This is a genomic window from Geomesophilobacter sediminis (assembly GCF_016458275.1).
GTDB classification, from domain to species: domain Bacteria; phylum Desulfobacterota; class Desulfuromonadia; order Geobacterales; family Geobacteraceae; genus Geomesophilobacter; species Geomesophilobacter sediminis.
On sequence record NZ_JAEMHM010000025.1, the window covers coordinates 68,133 to 88,232 of the forward strand.

Consider the following 20,100-nt stretch of genomic DNA (forward strand, 5'->3'; position numbering starts at 1 on the left):
ATGGAACCGCATCGACGCAGTCTCGTCACGGCCGATCGGCCGTGGGCCAGCCCTTGCTGCAGTGGTTAACCGCAAAGCCACTGCCGGTTGGGTATCGGGTCCTGCTGAGGGTGAAACTTCCCTCTTCAATTGCTCGTCTCTCGCCCCTTCTGAAACGAACCGTGTTTTTTTCGTTGCCCATATATGCGCCGAAAAGGTCGTTCCTGCCTGTGACGCAGATCACCAAACCAAAACTTAGTGTGGAATTGAGCCGTTGGCAAAACGGCCATCCCCGGAGCGAATCCGCATCCAGAGCGGATCTGCCACCGACTCGAGTCCGTTGCGAAACCTGGGACCCGATTTTGCCATGGCGGGCGAGAGGTCCGGTTCCTCGCCATAAGGTGATGTGGATCACATAATCCGGAGGGGAGTTGGGATATAAAGGTGAAAACCGAAATTCAGGGGTACACGAAAATACTAAACCATCCGCGAGGGTGGGACGGAAAGCCTAAAGGGTCTTACTGAGACAGCCGGGTCGCCGAAATACCGAAACAGGTACCAGCGCCCGGCTTCTCTTTTTCGCCCCTTCAGAAGCCGGGTAGTGGAAACTGCCCGGCTTTTTTTCCAGCACCAGATCCCCCCAGCCACCCCCTGGGAAGGTCTCTGGCAAACACAGGAGAGAAAACGAATGCACATAGAAAGAAAACGAAGAAGTTGGCGCAGTTGGTTATCCGGATTACTCGCGGCGGTGGCCGTCGTCTCGACGGTCTCCCTGGCGGGGCAGTGCCTTGCCGCAACCAGCGCTACCTTCAGTTGGAGCGCTTCGGCAGGCGCCACCGGTTACAAGCTTTATTACCAGCCCGACTCCTCGACGCAGCCTTTCAAAGGGACGGGGGCGGCACAGGGCGCTTCGCCCATCACCCTCGGCAATGTTACCAGCACGACCCTAAGCGGTCTCGATCCGGCCCACAACTACTACGCCGCCGTTACCGCCTTCAACTCCGCCGGCGAGAGCGCGTATTCCAACGTCGTGCTGATCCCGGAGTCGGTCGCGCCGACCGTCTCGATCACCGCTCCGGCCAACGGTGCAACGGCCACCGGGACCATGTCGGTCACCGCTAACGCCACCGACAACATCGGGGTCACCAAGGTCGAGTTCTACGTGAACGGTACCCTGGCCGCAACCGACACCGCAACCCCGTATCTGTATTCCTGGAACACCTCCAACCTGGCGGCAGGGACCTACACGCTGACGGCGAAGGCCTATGACGCGGCGGGCAACGTCGGCACCTCGAGCGCCGTCTCGGTATCGGTCGTAAAAGACACCACCGCGCCGACCGTCTCGCTTTCCGCCCCGGCCTCCGGGGCCACCCTGACCGGCACCACCACCCTCTCGGCGACCGCCTCGGACAACATCGGCGTCACCAAGGTGGAGTTCTACGCGAACGGCGCCCTGCTCGGCGCCACCAACGTCGCCCCTTACAGCTACAGCTGGAACACCTCCACCGTGGCGAACGGGAGCTACACCCTGACCGCCAAGGCGTACGATGCGGCGGGCAACGTCGGCACCAGCAACTCGATTTCGGTCACCACCTCCAACTCGACGGTCACGACTCCGCCGCCGACCACCGGCAGCACCTATACCATCTGGCCGAGCAGTGCGGTTCCCAAGCAGGCCGACTCCGGCGCGGACAGCTCCGTCGAACTCGGGGTCAAATTCAAGGCCGATACCAACGGCACCATCAGCGGCATCCGCTTCTACAAGGCAAGCACCAACACCGGTACCCACACCGGCACCCTCTGGAGCGCGACCGGGACCAAGCTCGCCACCGCCACCTTCAGCGGCGAGACCGCCTCGGGCTGGCAGCAGGTGAACTTCTCCACCCCGGTCGCGGTGACCGCGGGGACGGTCTACGTCGCCTCCTACCACTGCCCGGCCGGCCACTATGCCGGCGACCTCAACTACTTCGCCAGCGCCGGTTACGACAACGCGCCGCTGCACGCCCTGGCGAACGGAGTTTCCGGGTACAACGGCTGCTTCAGCTACGGCTCCACCCCGGCGTTCCCGAACCAGGGGTACAACAGCTGCAACTACTGGGTTGACGTGGTCTTCAGCAGCGGATCCACTACCACTACCCCGCCGCCGGCCACCCTGACCTCGCTCGCGGTGAGCCCGGCCAACCAGTCCGTCACCGCCGGCGCAACCGTCCAGTACACCGCCACCGGCACCTACTCGGACGGCAGCACCAAGAACCTGACCACCTCGGCCACCTGGTCCTCTTCCAACACCGCCGTGGCCACCGTCAGCACGGCAGGCGTCGGCGCTGGCGTCAGCGCCGGGACGGCGACCGTGACCGCGAACGTGAGCGGGATCACCGGGAGCACCTCGCTCACCGTGACCTCTTCCACCCCGACCGCGACCAACGTCTCGCTCTTCTCCGGCGTCACCCCGGCTACCGGCGACTCCGGTCCGGACAGCTCGGTCGAACTGGGCATGAAGTTCAAGTCCGACGTGAACGGCTACATCACCGGGATCCGCTTCTACAAGGCGAGCACCAACACCGGGACCCATACCGGCACCCTCTGGAGCGCAAGCGGCACCAAGCTTGCCACCGGCACCTTCAGCGGCGAGACCGCCTCCGGTTGGCAGCAGCTGAACTTCTCCACCCCGGTCGCGATCAGCGCCGGCACCGTCTACGTCGCGTCCTATCACGCTCCGGCCGGTCATTACAGCGACGACCTGAACTACTTCTCCGGCAAGACCCGCGACGTGGCGCCGCTCCATGCCCTGGCCGACGGGACCTCCGGGTACAACGGGGTCTACAACTACGGCTCCAGCACCATCTTCCCGAGCCTGGGGTTCAACGCCTCGAACTACTACGTGGACGTGGTGTTTCACCAGTAACCCGCAAAACGGCGGATCGGTTCTCCCGGCGCGGTTTGTGCCCCCACGCCGGGGGTTCCCCTCCGCCCGCAGCGGCCGCAACAACAGGAAAAGCCCGACCGGAAACGGCCGGGCTTTTTCATTTCTCACCTTCCTTCCGTGGAAGCGCAGGGTGGGAGACCCCTCCCCACCGGCATGGTCCGCGTGGGTAGGGTTGCCCACCCTTCGCTATCATCACCGGCGCCCCCCCTCGCCTTGACAGCCCTCCCCCCTTGGACTACTATCGTTTCCGGCTAATGAAAACTATCAATTCAGCCTGATAACAATCGAAGGAGAGCCTCATGATAGAGCAGCTGCTGTGGGATACCACCCCCCTTTACCCCTCATCCACCTCCCCCGAACTGGCGCAGTCCTTCGACGCCGCAACCAGCCTCGTCTCGGCCTTCCGCGAGCGCTACCGCACCAAGGTCGCCACCCTTACCGCCGAGCAGATGTCGGAGGCGCTGCGCAGCTACGAAGAGCTCCAGGAGGTGTTGGCCAAGCCGCAACTCTACGCGCACCTCCTCTTTGCCGCCGACTCGGAGGATGATGAGAACAAACGGCTCTCCCAGAAGGCATCCGAGTTCGGCAACCTCATGGGGAGGGAGCTCCTCTTTTTCGACCTGGAGCTCATCGAGATGGAGGACCAACCCTTCCAGGCCCTGGTAGAGGCCCCCGTCCTCGCGCCGTACCGGCACTTCCTGGAGGCGCTGCGCAAGTTCCGCCCCCATGCCCTCTCCGAGCGGGAGGAGAGCCTGTTGAGCCAGAAGAGCCTCACCGGGGTCTCCGCCTTCAGCCGCCTCTTCGACGAGGTCTCCGCGTCGCTGCGCTATGAAATGGAACTCGACGGCGAGATCCGGGAAATGACCGGAGAGGAGCTGCTCTCCCTCCTGCACCACCCGGACGCCGCCACCCGCGAGCGTGCCTTCTCCACGTTTTTGCAGCGGCACGAGGAGCACGGCATCCTCTTCTCGACGGTCTTCAACAACGTCGCCCTGGACCATGCCCAGGACATGGAGCTGAGAAGCTACGGACACCCCATGGAGCCGACCAATCTCGGCAACGAGATCCCGACCTCGGTGGTGGAAAACCTGATGCGGGTCTCGGAGGCGAACTACCCGCTGGCGCAGGAATACTTCGGGATCAAGGCCAAGCTCCTCGGCATGGCGCGCCTAAAAAACTGCGACGTCTACGCCCCCCTTCCGGACAGCGACCGCTCCTACAGCTACGACGAAGCGCGCGAGACGGTGGTCCGGGCCTATCACGAGTTCTCGCCGGAATTCAGCGAATTGTGTGACGGCTTTTTCAAGGAGCGCCGGATCGACGCCCTCCCCCGTCCCGGCAAGAGCGGCGGCGCCTTCTGCATGGGGATGACCCCGGCGCTCCCTCCGTATCTTTTGCTCAACTTCACCGGCAACTTGCGGGACATCTCCACCATGGCGCACGAGGTCGGCCACGGCATCCACTATCTGCTCGCCCAGCGCCAGAGCATGCTCAACTACCATCCCCCGCTGCCTTTGGCCGAGACCGCCTCGGTGTTCGGGGAGATGCTCCTCACCCGCCACCTCCTGAAAGGGGACGTCGATCCCGCGCTGAAGCGTTCCCTGCTCTGCGCCAAGATCGAGGACATCATCGCGACGACGTTCCGGCAAAACGTCCTGACCCGCTTCGAAGAGCAGATGCATCTGCGCCGCAAGGACGGCCTGCTTACCGCCACCGAGCTCTCCCAGCTCTGGTGGGACGAAAACGCCAAGCTGTACGGCAGCGCCGTGGAGATGATCGAGCCGTACCGCTGGGGCTGGAGCTACATCTCCCACTTCATCCATGCCCGTTTCTATTGCTACTCCTACACCTTCGCCGAATTGCTGGTCCTGTCGCTGTACCAGAAGTACCTGAAGCAGGGGGACGCCTTCATTCCCATCTACCGGGAAATCCTCGCCAGCGGCGGATCGCAGACCCCGGCCGACACCCTGGCGCCCGCCGGCATCGACCTCAACGACCCCTCGTTCTGGCAAGACGGCTACGACCTCTTGCGGGACCTGATCGAGGAGCTGAAAACGGTGATCTGACGTCGTCTCAACCTTCGCGTCAACGGGTACTGACGCGGAGCTGCCGCAAAAAGGGGAGGTTTCCTACCGGAAGCCTCCCCTTTTCATTCCCGGTTCCTTCCCATACCCCCACCCTTCCTTGGGTCGCCAAACCCGGCTGGCGCCCCTTGCAGCCAGGCCAGCCCCCGGCTTGCGCCGCCTGGTCCCGACAAACTCGCCATTTCTGCCACCACTGTGTTAATATAATTAAAGCTTTATTGCTATCGTCCGAATGAATAGGAGCCAAAGGGTTTCTCGTGAGACGAACATGCTCCATCGCCTCATTGGTAGTACCCGGGCCGGGCATCAGGCGGGCCTTCGCTGGGAGCGGCTGACCTTTCCGTAAGCGGTATCCCTACAATTTCATCAGCAATATTGAAACCATAGAAAAAAACATTTTCCTTTACTCAATGCGGCAATTTCGGATAAGATGCGTCCGATTACTCCCCTAACGCGGGTGACTGATGAGCAAAACACACAAGAACAATCCGCCGGCTGCCAGCAGCGTCATTGCCGATCTCCTCGTGAAGGAGGGGCTGATCACCCAGGAGCAGCACGATTACGCCCGAAGGGTGCGCGCCAAGATGCGCACCTCGATGCCGCTCATCGACGTGATGCAGGAGCTCGGCTACGTCACCAAGGAAGACGTAACCGCCACCCTGCGGAAAAACACCCTCTCCCTGCGCATCGGCGACTTCCTGGTGGAGCTTGGCTACCTGCGCGAGGCGGATCTCCTCACCGCGCTGAGTCTGCAGAAGAGCTCCGAAGAGGGAAAGATGCTCGGCGACATCATCGTCGAAATGGGGTATATCGACGAGCGCAAGTTCAACGAGGTGCTCTCCTACCAGCTCGGGTTTCCGCTCATCGACCTCGAATTCCGCAAGCTCGACCGCAGGCTCTTCGCCAAGGCCTCTTACGAGACCTGCCGCCAGCACCTCTTCGCCCCGGTTTCCGCAGAGGACGGGGTGGTCACCGTAGCCTTCGCCGATCCGCTGGACGAAAAGACGCGTGAAGTGGCCATGCGGATCTTCGGGGACAACATCCAGCCCGGGATCTCCAGCAAGCGGGCGGTGCTTACCGCCATCGCCAGCGCGGAAAAGGGGGGAAACGCCGAGGAGACGCCGACCGACGACAGCAGCGTGGTCGGGATCATCAACAAGCTGCTGAACGAGGCGATCACCAACAACGCGAGCGACATCCATATCGAGCCGCTCAAAGACCGGCTCCGGGTCCGTTTCCGCCTGGACGGGGTGCTCATGCCCCACCTGGAACTCCCCCTGGAGCTCGCCCCGCAGCTTTCTTCCCGTCTCAAGGTCATGGCCCAGGCGGACATCGCCGAGAAGCGCCGCCACCAGGACGGCCGCATCCTTTTCGAAAGCCGGGTGCACGGCTTCAATCTCGATTTGCGCGTCTCGTTCTTCATCACCATCTTCGGCGAGAAGATCGTCCTCAGGCTCTTGAACAAGAAGGAAGCGATCCTGGACGTGCAGCTGATCGGGATGGCGCCGCGGATGCTCAGCCGCTACATCGAAGATGCCCTCGACACCCCGTCCGGCGTCATCATCATCACCGGGCCGACCGGCAGCGGCAAGACCTCGACCCTCTACAGCTGCGTCAGCTATCTGAACAAGCTGGACACCAGCATCATCACCGCGGAGGACCCGGTCGAGTACGTGATCGACGGCATCTCCCAGTGCTCGATCAACACCAAGATCGGCGTCACCTTCGAGGAGACCCTGCGTCACATCGTGCGCCAGGACCCGGACGTCATCGTCCTGGGTGAGATCCGGGACAACTTCTCCGCGGAAACCGCGATCCAGGCGGCGCTCACCGGCCACAAGGTCCTCACCACCTTCCACACCGAGGACAGCATCGGCGGACTTTTGCGCCTGATGAACATGCATATCGAGACCTTCCTGATATCCTCTACGGTCGTCAGCGTGGTGGCCCAGCGGCTGCTGCGCCTGGTCTGCAACAGTTGCGGCGAGCCCTACACCCCGACCCCGCAGGAGTTCAAGCGCCTCGGCTTCGCCCCGAAGGAACTGGCCGGCGCCAACTTCCGGATGGGACGGGGTTGCAAGGATTGCCGCTTCACCGGTTACAAAGGGAGGGTGGCGGTCTTCGAGCTGCTGATCCTGAACGAGCCGGTGAAGCAAGCGATCCTCAACAACAAGGCCTCCGCGGAGATCCGCCGCATCAGCATGGAAACCTCGGGGATGGTGACCCTGTTCGAGGATGGCCTGGTGAAGGCGGCCCGGGGGCTGGTATCGATCCCGGAGGTGATCCGCGATCTCCCCCGCATCGCGCCACCCCGCCCGCTCTCCGAACTCAACCGCATCCTCGGGACCCAGCCCTAGTCCTGGGAAAGGATCACGGATGTCACAGTCGATCATCGAACTCATCAAAAAGCGCCTGGAATCCAGCAAATCCAGCATTCCCGTCTTCCACGCCGTGGCGCTGCGCCTGCAACAGCTGCTCGCCCGCAACGACTTCAAGGTCGAGGAGCTGAGCATGCTGATCAGCGCCGATGCCGGCCTGGCGAGCAAGGTGCTGCGGGTCGCCAACTCCTCCTTCTATGCCGGCCTCACCAAGGTGAATACCATCCAGGAGGCCTTCATCCGGCTCGGCTCCCACGAAGTGGCCAATATCGTGATGGTGACCACCCAGGAGGATCTCTACCGCTCCTCCGATCCCCACTACAACACCATCATGCAGTCGCTGTGGAAGCATTCCTTCTGCTCCGCGGTGGCCAGCAAGTGGCTCGCCAACCGGGCCGGCCTGGCCGCAATCGCCCAGGAGGCGTTCCTCGCCGGTCTTCTCCACGACATCGGCAAGCTCTTTCTCCTCAAGGTGATGGAGGATCTGGTCAAGACCGGGGTAATCAAGGGGGGGGCGACCACGGCGATCATCGACGAGGTATTCGACAACCTGCATGTCGAGCAGGGTTACCTCCTGATGAAGAGCTGGCTCATGCCGGAGGTCTACTGCGAGATCATCCGGGACCACGAGAACGAGGAATGGAACCACTCCAACCAGCTTCTGGCGGTGGTACGCCTGGCCGACCACGGCTGCCGGGTGATGGGGGTCGGGCTGCGCGCGGAACCGCAGTTCGTCCTGTTCACCAGTCCCGAGGCGCAGTCGCTGGGGCTCAAGGAGGTGGCACTGGCCGAGTTGGAGATCGTCATCGAGGATGCGGTGAAGATGCCGATGGCGGCGCTAAGGTAAAAGCGCACACCGCAGGGGGCGCGGAGGAACACGGAGGTCGCTTTACTTCAGGGGCCGAAGCGCAGAAAAAATGGTAATGCCGTCCCATGGGTTCGCATTCCCGGAAAAGATACCGCCCCCCCCCGATGGAGAAGCTGTCAAAGAAGAAAAGAGAAAGGGGACAGCCTGCTTTTTAAAAGCAGAATGTCCCCTTCTCTTTTTTTAGATTTTGGCGCGCCAATCTTGATGAAAATGCGAACTGGCAAATCAACGTACGTTTAACTATTTAGCCAGACTGGAATACCGGGAAACCGCTAAAACAAAATCATCTTTTTTCTTTTCCAAAGTTGAAACCAAAGGTTATTTGCCGGAGCATCAGTAGTTGCTGTGAGTCAGCGGCAGTAGGTATAATCGGCGGGCGGCGTAACACTACAACATTGCCAATGCCACACTTTTAATGACAAAACAGAACTCGGCCAAGCGACCTCCGACGGGCTGATCAATAAGCCTGATGAGTTCCTCAACATCGTTCCGAGTTTTTATCACATCCGGTGATAGAAAGGTTTCAATAGCTGCCCTTCGCCAACCGACCAATGTCCTGTGGTCTAGCTTTAGGATCCCCACAGTATCTTTTGCTGCTTGATCAAGACCGGTAATATTGCCGTCTTGGTCGAAACTAAAGCGGGTTTCACAACTTGGGTCAGTCGGCCAAACAGGAACATTATTGTTCTTTCGGGCAACAGCACCAAAATGCTCTTCCTCTGCGCCACTCACCAGAATGGCTGCGATCATGTTAGTATGGGCCATGTCTTCACCGACGTCTTCCCCCGGAACTAAGCCCTTTCGGAGAAGCTCCTCTCGGCAAAGACTTTGGGGCTTTAGGTGTTCGGTGTGAGCAGTGTACCTTATTTTCTTTTCGACAGGAGGAGTACGAGAAACCAGTCTATCATCCACTGGTACCCCCGTATAACCGCATAACCCATACTGTTCAGCAACTAATTCCGCTCGAAGAGCGGCCTTGCCCGGGAAGCCTCTGTTATAGTCGAGATTTACCCGTATTGGAATTTGCATCTGTAGAAAGTCACGTAATGACGGTGGTGGTTCCTCCCCTTTTTGAATCCATCTCATCGGCCGAAAACCCTTACCCTTTCTACTGTTGACGCGGCTCTCTGCAGTGCTTCGTTATTTCCGATTCTCTGCCTTAGCTCGTATATCATCTTATCAGCTTCAACAAGCTTCTTATCACTAATCAATTTGTGAACTACATGTAGCTCTTCTTTTATATCAGGATCTTGTTCATCCGCACCCATCAGGACTTGTAGTATCCAATTTGAATCCATTCCAAATGACTGGCTTGGTAATACTGGGCGATGATTTTTCAGCATTGTAACTTCTTCAGAAGCGACTTCCCCAATTATTTGGGGGGAATGCGTAGCTCCAAAAAATTGCACTGCTTTAAAAGTTCGCCGCAGGTCGGAGACAACCCGCCTTTGCCATTTTGGATGCAGATGCTCATCAAGCTCATCTATTAGGACTATCCCTGGAGTTCTGTGAAGGGCCTCGGCCCCTAATCTGGGATTTAACTGTGAAATTTTATAAGCGATATCTCCGACCAAAGCAATTATATTTTTATAACCATCACTCAAATAGTGAAATGGTACGATTGACTTGTCTTTCATAGTAATCATCAAACTACCGTGCTTGATACTATATCTAACTTTTTCATTTTCTGGCAAACAGGACTGAATTGCTGACAATACCATTCTGAACGATGAAGACTGTTCTTCCTCATCTATCTCAATCCTCCGTTCATGACGCATCCAACGAAGTAGGTCTTTTGGGCTGCATCTGTCATCAACACTATAATGATACCCAGTAAATCGATGCGAAAAATAATCCACATCGTTGTCATCTTTTATGTCAGTAGCAAAATCTTGAGGCGCAACACGGCGTATCTTGTACTTCTCTATAATGCTCCGTGTGTCCTTCGGTTCATTCCACAACCGTCCTGCACCATAAAAAGAAATGACAGGTAGTATTACTTCCTCACCCTTCATTACCTTGGACTCGAATTCCTCTGCAATTGCCTTTATCTTTCCTGCTTTTTTTTGAGTAGTTCGTCCGCCAGGCCCTTCGAGTGTTCGTTCCCATGCTAAAGTTCGACCCGCGATTGACCCAACTGCGCTTACAGAAACAGGAAACTGCGGAGATTGCAGAAACTTTTTATCAACAAATCTAACGATTCTGCGTATGTCGTTGTCTTGTATATGGCGAGAATCGTATCCCCTGATACCTAGAAACCAGCTTCCCATTGCAACGGCTAATCCGTTTAGGACGGCAGTCTTACCGGCACCGTTTTCACCGACTATAAGGTTAAACTGTGGAGAAAAGGCAAACTCCATATCGTCGTAGCATCGGAAATTTTTTAGATGAAGTCGATCAATACGCATCTACAGCCTCTTTAATAAAGCGTCAAGTAATGGTGATGAAAAATGCCGCACTCGTGCTGGGAAGAGGATGTTCTCCCCCTAGGGCGCGGGCTGATCACCAGAACTTAACCTTCGCCCTGTTTAGTCAACATCGTGAAATCCTTCTTACACCAGTTCATTGATCAAGGCCAAGCCTTTTTTGGTTTTTCAGGTTTTTCAGGACCTTCCGTGGGTGACAGGGCAAAGGTCGAGCGATTTTGGGCCCCCTCCAAGGCAAACCATCTCGCACCAGAATAGCGGCCATGATTTTTCACGGGGGAACGCCCCTTCACTTGAACCATACCCGTCGTAGTCGCCGACGATCTGGAGCTTGTACCACAGTCGTTAGAGGCTCGCCAGCAACTGTATGCTTAACCATCGTGCGCCGGACGCAACAACGGCGTCCCTTTCTTGAGCAGTTCTAGAGCACGTAAGACCTGCATGTCACTTCTCAGAATATCTTCCCATGTCGCTGGAGTATTTGGTTGGTCTTTGACGATCGGTTGCTGTGGAAAAGAAAATACCAAAATGGTTTCCTTGTCCGAGGCCAGAAGTTTTCTTGCATCAGAACCAGCCCATACACGGATATCTGGTGTTATTCCCTTGCCTTGTATGGAGCGCCCACTCGGAGTGAAGTATCTGGCTGTGGTCAAGCGAAGTCCAGAACCGTCTGAGAGTGGAATAATCGTCTGTACCGAGCCCTTACCGAAACTCGTCGTGCCTATAATTGTTGCGCGCTGATGGTCCTGAAGCGCCCCAGCGACGATTTCAGATGCACTAGCTGAGCCACCATTTATCAGCACGACAATCGGGTAGTCACTTTCCTTGTCTCCAGTTCTGGAGGTAAAGCGCATCTTGGAGTCTCTTTCACGTCCCTCGGTGTAAACAATCAGCTTCCCAACGGGAATAAAATGCTCACTTACACGAACTGCTTGGTCCAGGAGCCCGCCGGGGTCATTCCTCAGATCGAGCACCAGACCTTTGAGTGGCACCTCATCCTGAAGGTTCTTCAGGGCCTTCTCTAGGTTATCGGCTGTCTTTTCCTGGAATTGAGCAATCCGTACATACCCGTACCCTTCACCTAACAGTTTAGCCCTAATGCTCTTTACTTGGATAATGTCACGCTCTAAAGTGAACTCCTTGGGCTTGTCAAACCCTTCGCGCATGATAGTGAGGATAACCGTTGTCCCTCTGGGTCCCCTCATCCGCTTTACTGCCTCAGTGATGGAAAGGCTCTTCGTTTCTTGGCCATCAATCTTCAAAATGTGATCACCCGGTCTGATTCCCCCTTTGAAGGCCGGGCTTTCCTCGATGGGGGAGATGACAGTCAAGATTCCGTCGTTGATGGTAATCTCTATGCCAAGCCCATAAAAAGCCCCTTTGGTATCAATCTTCATTTCTTTGAAGACCTGGGGAGGCATCAAAGAACTGTGAGGGTCGAGTGACGAAAGAACCGAATTGATTACGAAGTACTGAGAGTCGCCGCACAACTGGCTAGTGTTGCCCGCCGAGGGGTGAGTCAGGAGATCTATTAGACAGGTTTTGCTCTCCCTTCCCTCGTCACAGCGAAAACTAACTTGGTTGAAAAATTTGCGCAAGAGCGTGTCTTTGGAAATCGAATCCACGTACGATTTCTCAAGTATTGCCATCACATCGCCAATTAGCTCCATCTTATCGGCGAGGCTGGAGGTCGCTGTTTTCTCGGCCTCCCGGCACCTACGCTCCTCGTCCTGCCTATCATATGCTGCCCCCTGAGCAGAGGATGAATCCAAACTTGCAACCTTGTTCAAGTATCCGCTAGAGAACGTACCTACCATCTCGTATTTATCTGCATCATTGACCAAAGCGGCTCTGACGATATCGCCATTAGGGCGCGCCTGGAGCGAGGGGCGGATCAGTCCGTGTTCGAACTGCTGCTTAAACTTTTTGCCAAGTTCAACAGAGATGGGAATCTTCGCATTGAGGGTAAAAGATATAGGTGAGGTCGAAACGCTTTTCAGGACTAGTGGAAAATAATTTCCCTCGATGTTGTACTTTCCTAGGTCTACCTGGACCAAAGGAACATCCACAGGGTACTGTTTTTGGGTGAGGGCCGTGATTTCATTTTTCAAGAAGCTGCTCTGAGAAGTCACCTCTGCTAGTTCCGCCTGTTTCTGGCGTTCCAGAACAATAATTTCTTTCTGGGCCCTTGCGGTGAACTCATCCTCTGTTTCAAACTCGTCTCGCTGCCGGGCCTTCGCCTTGGCTACCTTGACCTCGTATCGGGCGGCTACCTCAACACGGGCCCGTGCCTCATCTTTCGCTAGATCAGTTAGCTGAAGGTTCATTTTTCGCAGTTCGGACACAGCAACATCGAGGGAATTGAATCCAGCACTGACGAGCTTTTTTTTCTTGTCCAGTTCCTGCTTCAACTTGAGAAGCCGCTCCTGCTCCGACTGGTATCGGGCAAGTGCAGCTTCGTTTTCTACAGACTCTTTTTCTCGTCGTTTTTGCTCCTCCGTGAGACTCTGTTTTAGTTGCTCTTCTGCTTTAAGCTTTGCTGCAAGGATTTGTTGGGCTCGTTCAGCCTGGCGCCTATCAGCTTCGCTTTGTAGCCTGCGAGCGCTCTCTTCTAGGACCCTCAATTCGTTCCTAATATGATCTTCCTCGGACTGGCTATTCGCCAGTTTCTGCTGAAGGCTAGGAATAAAAACAAAGTCCCCCATGCCATACAGAGTGCCATAGCCGGGAGTCTGTTCGTGCCCCCTAGCGCGAGCGTCCTGGAAGACCTTCTCTCTGAGGGTTGACTGGATCTCATTTGCGGTGAGATAGTCTGTGGAGGTTTCTAGCATCTCAATGAATCGTCCGGTGAAAACCGAGTGTCCCCCGATACCCCCGTCTAGGACTTCCTGCCCCTTACTGCCGGCCGTGAGTACCTGACGGGTGCGTTCTTTGGTTATGTTCTTTAAATAGCCGAGGTCACGGCTAACCTTAACGCCAACGCCGCGAGTGGTCAAAAGCCCAGAGTAGCAAGCATCGAAGGCATAAAAAACGTGTTTAGCGGGGAGGGCTCGGGATATGTCGTCCTTGAGCTGGCTCATGGTGATGTTGCCGTAGATTCCGTCGCTGGTGCCGTCGTAAGGGATGAGGTAACCAAGATCGCCGTCGTCAGTATGCTCTTGGTTGCCATGGCCGGCCCAAAAGACAAACAGGGCATCTTCCTTGCCTAGGGTTTTGGGGAGTTCCCCCGTCAACAGACGCATGATGTTGTCACGGGTCGCATTTTCGTCGTAGAGAGTGTAGATCTTGTCGAATCGATAATGCTTTCGAAGAGTCTCCTCGACTCCCTTTGCATCCTTTACGGCATTGGAGAGCTGCCGATCGGGTGGCAGTTGACGATACCGATCAATACCGATGATGACTGCATAGGTCTTGTTGTAGAGATTGATCTCGCCGGCTAAGTCCGTCTCGGCATCCTTGGCAACAACTCGGAGCCCACGGCTCTCTGCACAATGTGCAGGCTCTCCAGCGAGCGCTAGGGTTCCAGCAAGGATACACACGAGGACTAGGTAAAGATGTTTTTTCATCCTATCTCCAGATTGATGTGTGTGGGAGGGGGAGCATCATAGACCGAAACAAAGATAACCAGATACTCACTTTGCCCAGGTTTGCACATCTACCGACGACTCAAAAAATTCGGCGGCTAGACTCTTGGCCCTATCAGACTTGACCAACCTGATGCCCCGAGTGGCGACCGACATGTCCGCAGCCGTTGTCCTTATCCGGTAGACGTTATCTGCAGGCTCTACCTCAGGGTCACCGCCGGGCGCAGTGCAGGCGTATACCGTGACTCGCTCAGAGCCGAAGGGGGCAGTTGTGTCCATCGAAAACCGATCTTCAGCCGACGGCAGTTCATAGACGATCCCCCCCTCGAAATGGTTGGACTGCCTGTAGGGATTCGGCAGGAGCTGCACGAGAGTGCCGTCGGCTTGCCGGTAGACCACCCGACCGTAGAAGGGCTTGTTCCCCTTGAGATAGAGCCGCATTCGTTCCCCCTCCGTGTACCTAGGACGATCGGTCCACACTCGCACGCTCAGGGGCGCCTTCGGGTCCCCGGCCAGCGCCTCCCGCCCCTGTGCCGAGACTGTAACCATGGCTTTTTCGTTGGGGGTGACTTCTGCTTTTATCCTCACCCGGTGGCATTCGCCGAGGCCAGGATCCTTGAACCACTCCTTCGCCAGTTCCTGGATTACCCTCACCTTCGCGTTGGTGTAGGCGCTCACCAAGTCACTCTCCAGCATGCCGTCCTTCAGGCTCGTCTCCGATTGGATGTAGGTAGAGGCCGACTCTCCCGCGCGGCGCTTGGCGTCCTGCATTGCTGCACTCTCGGTCTGTTTCCTGGACTTGTCGTCGCCCATGCAGGCGTTGCCCTCGGCCTCGGTCACTACCGACTGAATCGAGGCGGGCGCACGATTTTCCGAACTCGATCCTGCGGCAGGTAACCTGAATGATTCAGCGTATGATTGAACGGCAGGCAACACCACAAACATGGCCATTACCACCGCATAAGTGCGGAGGAATGCGACCTGCAAAAGACTATTAACTTTCATACGACCCTCCATGCCGAGGAAATTCCCCCTCGCGAAGTCTCACACGTTCGTTAGGAGCGGATGCTGAATCGGCGGATGATTTTTCAGCTTCATTGCCTTCGCACCGCCGGTCGCGATACCCCCACGTTCGCTGCACCGGCACATCCGGAAGCCAAAAACTCGCGCCCCGCTGTTCCGAAATTCTAAGACCTGTCCTGTCCCGCTTCACCGCTGCTCAGGTCGCGCGCAGGTAGCATCCGCAACCCTACTGGGCCTGCGTGTCGGCTCATCGCTTTGCTCACCGGACTGGGGCCACAAGCCGGAAGCCTAAGTTATCATCAAATTTGCCAGGCCCTATCCCACGGCGGGTCACCGCCCGCGCACTCTCGGCGTCAAGCAACCAACAGCCACCGCGAAACACGCGCTGAGAGCCCGAAACTGGCCCTCGTGGGTCCTTTTCGCTGCCGCTACCATAGCTACCGTACCAGTCCTGAACCCATTGCCAAACATTCCCGCTCATGTCATACAGGCCAAGCCCATTTGGCTGCTTTTGCCCCACAGGATGCGTTTGTTTCTCGGAGTTCCTGTCATACCAAGCTACCGCCTCGATATCGTTCCCACCACAGAACATCTCGTGTTTACCGCCGCTGCGACATGCGTACTCCCACTCAGCCTCCGTTGGCAATCGGTACTGTTTGTCGCTCTGACTGTTCAGTTTATGGATGAATACCTGTGCTTCATTCCACGACACATTTTCAACAGGGCATTGGTCACCGCAACTCGAAAAATACGACGGATTACTCCCCATCACTCTCTTCCACTGCCCCTGCGTCACGGGGAATTTCCCCATTGTGAAATCGCTTACACAGACTTGATGCGCTGGCTTCTCCCAATCATAGCCCACCCCGAAGGTCTCTCCCATCTGAAAGCAGCCACCAGGAACCAGTAAGAACTCCATCATCGTCGTTGGGTCTGAGAAAGCTCGATCGACCGAAGGGCGCGCCGGTGCGGCGGAGGGCTCCGGTTCCGCGGGGCGAAGCTGTGGAACGACCGGAGCAAGTCGTTCCTCCAAAGGCTGAAGGGCCGTCATGCTAGAAAGCGATACGAAAGTGAAGTCGCCCTCCAGCGAGGAAGACTCCCAGGGAACCTGAACATTCGCGCTCCTCTCCCGGACGGCCTTTCGAACCTGCTTAAATACGTCCTCAACCCTCAGGCCAGGGATCACCATCGCTCTCACCAGCTCTGAAGTGAAGAGCCCATTGGCCGAGCCCTCTCCGTCGCTCGCAGTCTTACCCGGTGCGGTCGCGTAGGCTATGATCGTCCCCGTCGGGGCGTCAATGCTCGCGGGAACCTAAGGGGACGTAGTTGATTTGTTGAGTCGCCGTTGGGGTAACTCAACACATCAACTACGTCCCTGTAGTCCCACAGGAGCCCCCTGCTCACCAAGAGCGAAATCGAATCGGTCAGCGTTTCGGTGGGACTGGACGGCCATGTACCGGACTACAAAAGGTCATCGGCGGCAAGAAGGACGAGGCGATCAAGGCGGTCCTCGCGGCACCCTTTACCTTCGCAGGCGCGGTGCCGCCCTTTCTCAACTACTAACCACCGGACCGGTGCGAAGGGGCTGGTTATTCCGGCCTCTTCGCGCCGGCCACTACCCGGCACAAAATGGATCAGCCAATGGACAAGAGAAAGAGGGCTGCGAAAAAAATCAATAGAGCAGCCAACCTCTTCATTTACATTGGTGGTTCAGATACACTTTGACGGGAGGAGTGGAAGTGTGACTCGCTTAGTTTTGGATAGCGGTGAGTACACCATTGTCAAAATAAAGATAACTGGAGCTTGAATAGACCCACTGTTCATGCCTTTTTTTGCCCGTAATAGTCTTGTTAATTTCTTTTGGTTCTCCCCAACTCATTTTTGCCTGGTCAGCAGTCATGCCTATGAAAACTTTTTCTTTTTCAATCGCCGCCCAGACCTTTTGATTCCATCTATACTTTTTTCTCGGGTCTTCCAGTAGAAAACTTTTGCCAAACGAAAAGGTATTCCTCAAAATATCTGAGGCATTAGTACCACTGATAGACACATCAACGTATCCTTCTTGGCCGTTACTTGATCGTAGGATAAACCTCACCGGACTCATACTGTACCACCCGGCAACAACATCGGTGACCTTAACTGGAGAATACTTTTTTATATTGGCTTTTTTCAAATCTTCCTTTTTCAAATCTTCAATTGTAATCGCTTTGTTCTCATCAAATTTTTTTTCTTTATTTTCATCATAGGTTTCAAGCCAGGTTCCTTTGCACCATAAAGTTTTGCCAATATATGTCTTACGGGCATAATCAATTTCGGAGACTAAGGCGATACCATCAACTGAATCGCTACCATTTCCAAGGTATATATTCCCGTTATCTTCCATTTGTACGGTTATTTTGCCGGAATAGCTATTTGGAGAAACCTTCGTAACTACTCCGATCCTGCCAACAGCCTCGTCGTAGGTTGGCTGACCAAACTGTCCGGATCCTCCACTGAAACTTTGATAACCAAAATGCCGTAATGAGAGCGGTTTAGGCAGAAAAATTACCTTTTCCCCAACTATTTGTTCAAGAGGCCTGTAGGCCGGGCTTGAGCTTGAGGTTGTAGTTAAGGAGGTTGGCTCAGGAAGTATCTGCTTACCTATAGAACCAGTCTTCACGTACACGCTTTCCGCAGATGTAGAGAGTTGCATAGACACAATTAACACTAGAGCTAACACTACTGGAATCATTTTCATAAAACCGTCCTCTTTTTCGAAAAGTGGTAGCAGGTAAGAAAGGTTCAGCGGCGGCAACGCTACTTTCAAGGTAGCCTTTACATCCAGATTTAAGCAACACTAATCTGGATCTTATTGGTTTACTTCAAAAAGTTTTTCTTTTGCTTGTTCAAATTGAAAATCTGTCAATTGACCTGCATTTTTCATTAATATTAGCCTTTCAAGCTGCAAAACAATGTCGTTAGAAACTCGGTTTTTCAATGCTTTTATAGTGGTAAATGTATTGGATAATTTAAGACGTAATGTCTCAGGGTTAAACTCAGAAGTATGCAGAAAAACCTCGCCTCCTTCCCAATCAATTTTTAATACGGTATTGACTGTGTTCTTGGCGGTTAGCGCATTTATGACTGAGGCAATCCCGATACCAGCAATGGCTCCGTCTATACCAAACCCACCACCAATCATTCCTGCGTCAGTGCGAACCTCTCCTGGGCCGCCGATCTCCAGATCATGAACATGAGTAAGGTTAATTTTAAATGTGGATCTTTTTGATTCTAAACTAATCAGATTGTTACTAAATATAACCTTACATTTTTCACCTGGATCAATTGGAATTTCACTTCCTCCCAAAAGAGAAAAGTTGATCTGAATAAATGGATCTACACCATATGAAAGCTCATGTTTTTCGCGTATTAAATCATTAATTTGTCGTACACATTTCTCTATATCATGTGGTTCAATCCTAACCTTTAATAAATCGGAACCGTTTAGTCCTTTGATCTTAATCATTTCGATGCCAAAAAATTTAAATGTCGTTGCCTCTTTCATTTCGTTAATTTTTGCAGATCTTTCAAGTTTTAAATTAAAAGGGCCATTGTCTATCACTACTACACGATCTGAATAAATATGAAAAGTAAATGGCTTACGCTCGTACGTCGTAATTGGCTTCGAATTTTCCACATTTCCCTCCGTCAAAATGTAAATAGCCAATCTGCTGGAACCGTGAGCAGGATAGGCCGCATTCCGATCTATCATTACAGGCGGGATCTTCCAGGGGACGTTGTTAAAAAATTAGGTTCTTCAGCAGAATCTGTGGGTGCCCTTAGGCACAGGCAGATTTCCAAGTGTGTGATACAAAGCGACTTTTATAACCTCAACATTTCTGAAACCGTACGCTTTTCTGCAGGTTACTTTCGCCTTGTTGTTAAACCCCTCGACAGCGCCCAGGGCAACCTTCCTTCTGGCTCCAAACCAGTTCAGAAGTAGCTGCCGGTGGGAGCGCAGCATCTGAGCTATCTTCTTCATCGGCTTCAAACGTGAGCGCATCGTTCGACGGCACCATTCATCGAGAAACCTTCCAGCCCATCCGGCGCTCTTGTAGTGCCAGAACTGGTCAAAGTCCTCTTTGAGCAGATATGCTCGAACAGTTTTGAGGTTAATTGCCAGCAGTTCCTTCAGTTTGACCGTTTGCTTGTCGGTCAGATTGGCTGGTCGTTTCAGGAGGCACCATCGGCTCCCGGTTAAAACTGGCTGCTTTCCTTTAGCTTTAAGCTCTTTGGCTTCTGTCGCCCTGACCTTGTCTATCGCCTTCCCGAAATGGGTCATGAGATGGAACCGGTCAATGATATGCAGCGCTTTTCCAGCCACTTCTGCCGCTATCCGCAGATAGGGTTGCCAGAGGTCACTGCAAATGAAGCCCAGCCGCGATGTTCGTTCGACACCGAAGTCCTTGAAGAACTGTCTGAGCGTATTTCCGGTCCGCTCTTTTCCGACCCAAAGCAGCCGGCGGCAGTTGGTATCGATCTGGTACACCAACGTCAGGTACTTGTGACCTCTTTTCCAGGCGATCTCGTCGATGCCGATTGCAGTGACATTTTCGAGATCGCGGTGGCCAAGGCCCCAAGCTACAGCCATCTTGACCGAGCGAAAAACGTTGTCCCAACTGGTGCCGAAGACCACGGCGACCTCTTTCCAGGACAACCGCTTGGCCCAGGTAGCCAAGAACCAGGCGTAAGTCGTGGTCAGGTGGTTCTTTCCCTCTGTCCAAGGAATCCGTTCGACTTTCACCCCGCAACTGGGACAGTTGACCCGTCGCAAGGCATAGAGGAAGAAAACG

Annotated in this window: 11 protein-coding genes, 2 pseudogenes and 1 riboswitch; of the genes and pseudogenes, 4 read left to right on the top strand and 9 right to left on the bottom strand. The window is 54.9% G+C overall.

Going from position 1 to position 20,100, the window contains the following annotated elements; translation table 11 throughout:
- The first annotated feature begins 445 nt into the window (after positions 1-445).
- A riboswitch (cyclic di-GMP riboswitch) is annotated at positions 446-522 on the top strand.
- A 145-nt stretch (positions 523-667) separates the two neighbouring features.
- The 4 genes from JFN93_RS22905 (at position 668) to JFN93_RS22920 (ending at position 8,214) form a co-directional block, all read left to right on the top strand.
- Complete coding sequence (locus JFN93_RS22905) at positions 668-2,884, top strand: DUF4082 domain-containing protein (RefSeq protein WP_199386709.1); 2,217 nt, start codon at positions 668-670, stop codon at positions 2,882-2,884.
- 320 nt (positions 2,885-3,204) lie between these two features.
- Positions 3,205-4,971, top strand: a complete 1,767-nt coding sequence (locus JFN93_RS22910; protein WP_199386710.1) for a M3 family oligoendopeptidase — start codon at positions 3,205-3,207, stop codon at positions 4,969-4,971.
- A gap of 482 nt (positions 4,972-5,453) precedes the next feature.
- On the top strand, positions 5,454-7,346 hold the full coding sequence (locus JFN93_RS22915) for a GspE/PulE family protein (protein WP_199386711.1): 1,893 nt from the start codon (positions 5,454-5,456) through the stop codon (positions 7,344-7,346).
- A 19-nt stretch (positions 7,347-7,365) separates the two neighbouring features.
- On the top strand, positions 7,366-8,214 hold the full coding sequence (locus tag JFN93_RS22920; RefSeq protein WP_199386712.1) for an HDOD domain-containing protein: 849 nt from the start codon (positions 7,366-7,368) through the stop codon (positions 8,212-8,214).
- Between the two features lie 408 nt (positions 8,215-8,622).
- Here the strand turns inward: JFN93_RS22920 and JFN93_RS22925 are convergent, their stop codons facing one another.
- From JFN93_RS22925 to JFN93_RS22965, 9 genes and pseudogenes are all read right to left on the bottom strand, one after another.
- Positions 8,623-9,000 (bottom strand): hypothetical protein, encoded by a 378-nt coding sequence (locus JFN93_RS22925; RefSeq protein WP_199386713.1) that lies wholly within the window; start codon positions 8,998-9,000, stop codon positions 8,623-8,625.
- Positions 9,001-9,317: 317 nt separating this feature from the next.
- Entirely contained in the window at positions 9,318-10,643 is a 1,326-nt protein-coding gene (locus tag JFN93_RS22930) for an AAA family ATPase (RefSeq protein WP_199386714.1), read from the bottom strand.
- 389 nt (positions 10,644-11,032) lie between these two features.
- Positions 11,033-12,133 (bottom strand): annotated as a pseudogene (locus JFN93_RS25665) (S41 family peptidase); the annotation flags it as partial.
- A 1,260-nt stretch (positions 12,134-13,393) separates the two neighbouring features.
- Positions 13,394-14,227, bottom strand: a pseudogene (locus JFN93_RS25670) (caspase family protein); the annotation flags it as partial.
- 66 nt (positions 14,228-14,293) lie between these two features.
- Positions 14,294-15,250 carry a DUF4384 domain-containing protein gene (locus tag JFN93_RS22940; RefSeq protein ID WP_199386716.1) on the bottom strand — a complete coding sequence of 319 codons (957 nt, stop codon included), beginning with the start codon at positions 15,248-15,250 and terminating at the stop codon, positions 14,294-14,296.
- 277 nt (positions 15,251-15,527) lie between these two features.
- Positions 15,528-16,568 carry an SUMF1/EgtB/PvdO family nonheme iron enzyme gene (locus JFN93_RS26155; RefSeq protein ID WP_407931899.1) on the bottom strand — a complete coding sequence of 347 codons (1,041 nt, stop codon included), beginning with the start codon at positions 16,566-16,568 and terminating at the stop codon, positions 15,528-15,530.
- Positions 16,569-17,018: 450 nt separating this feature from the next.
- Positions 17,019-18,074 carry a hypothetical protein gene (locus JFN93_RS22955; protein WP_199386718.1) on the bottom strand — a complete coding sequence of 352 codons (1,056 nt, stop codon included), beginning with the start codon at positions 18,072-18,074 and terminating at the stop codon, positions 17,019-17,021.
- 42 nt (positions 18,075-18,116) lie between these two features.
- Positions 18,117-18,944 carry a hypothetical protein gene (locus JFN93_RS22960; RefSeq protein ID WP_199386719.1) on the bottom strand — a complete coding sequence of 276 codons (828 nt, stop codon included), beginning with the start codon at positions 18,942-18,944 and terminating at the stop codon, positions 18,117-18,119.
- 120 nt (positions 18,945-19,064) lie between these two features.
- The coding region (locus tag JFN93_RS22965) for an ISL3 family transposase (RefSeq protein ID WP_199386720.1) at positions 19,065-20,100 on the bottom strand (1,036 nt) is incomplete at its 5' end.

What these genes read in the sequence shown, in the direction of transcription:
- JFN93_RS22905 (WP_199386709.1), top strand. Translation starts at nt 668, where the DNA reads ATGCACATAGAAAGAAAACGAAGAAGTTGGCGCAGTTGGTTATCCGGA.
- JFN93_RS22910 (WP_199386710.1), top strand. Translation starts at nt 3,205, where the DNA reads ATGATAGAGCAGCTGCTGTGGGATACCACCCCCCTTTACCCCTCATCC.
- JFN93_RS22915 (WP_199386711.1), top strand. Translation starts at nt 5,454, where the DNA reads ATGAGCAAAACACACAAGAACAATCCGCCGGCTGCCAGCAGCGTCATT.
- JFN93_RS22920 (WP_199386712.1), top strand. Translation starts at nt 7,366, where the DNA reads ATGTCACAGTCGATCATCGAACTCATCAAAAAGCGCCTGGAATCCAGC.
- JFN93_RS22925 (WP_199386713.1), bottom strand. Translation starts at nt 9,000, where the DNA reads ATGGCCCATACTAACATGATCGCAGCCATTCTGGTGAGTGGCGCAGAG.
- JFN93_RS22930 (WP_199386714.1), bottom strand. Translation starts at nt 10,643, where the DNA reads ATGCGTATTGATCGACTTCATCTAAAAAATTTCCGATGCTACGACGAT.
- JFN93_RS22940 (WP_199386716.1), bottom strand. Translation starts at nt 15,250, where the DNA reads ATGAAAGTTAATAGTCTTTTGCAGGTCGCATTCCTCCGCACTTATGCG.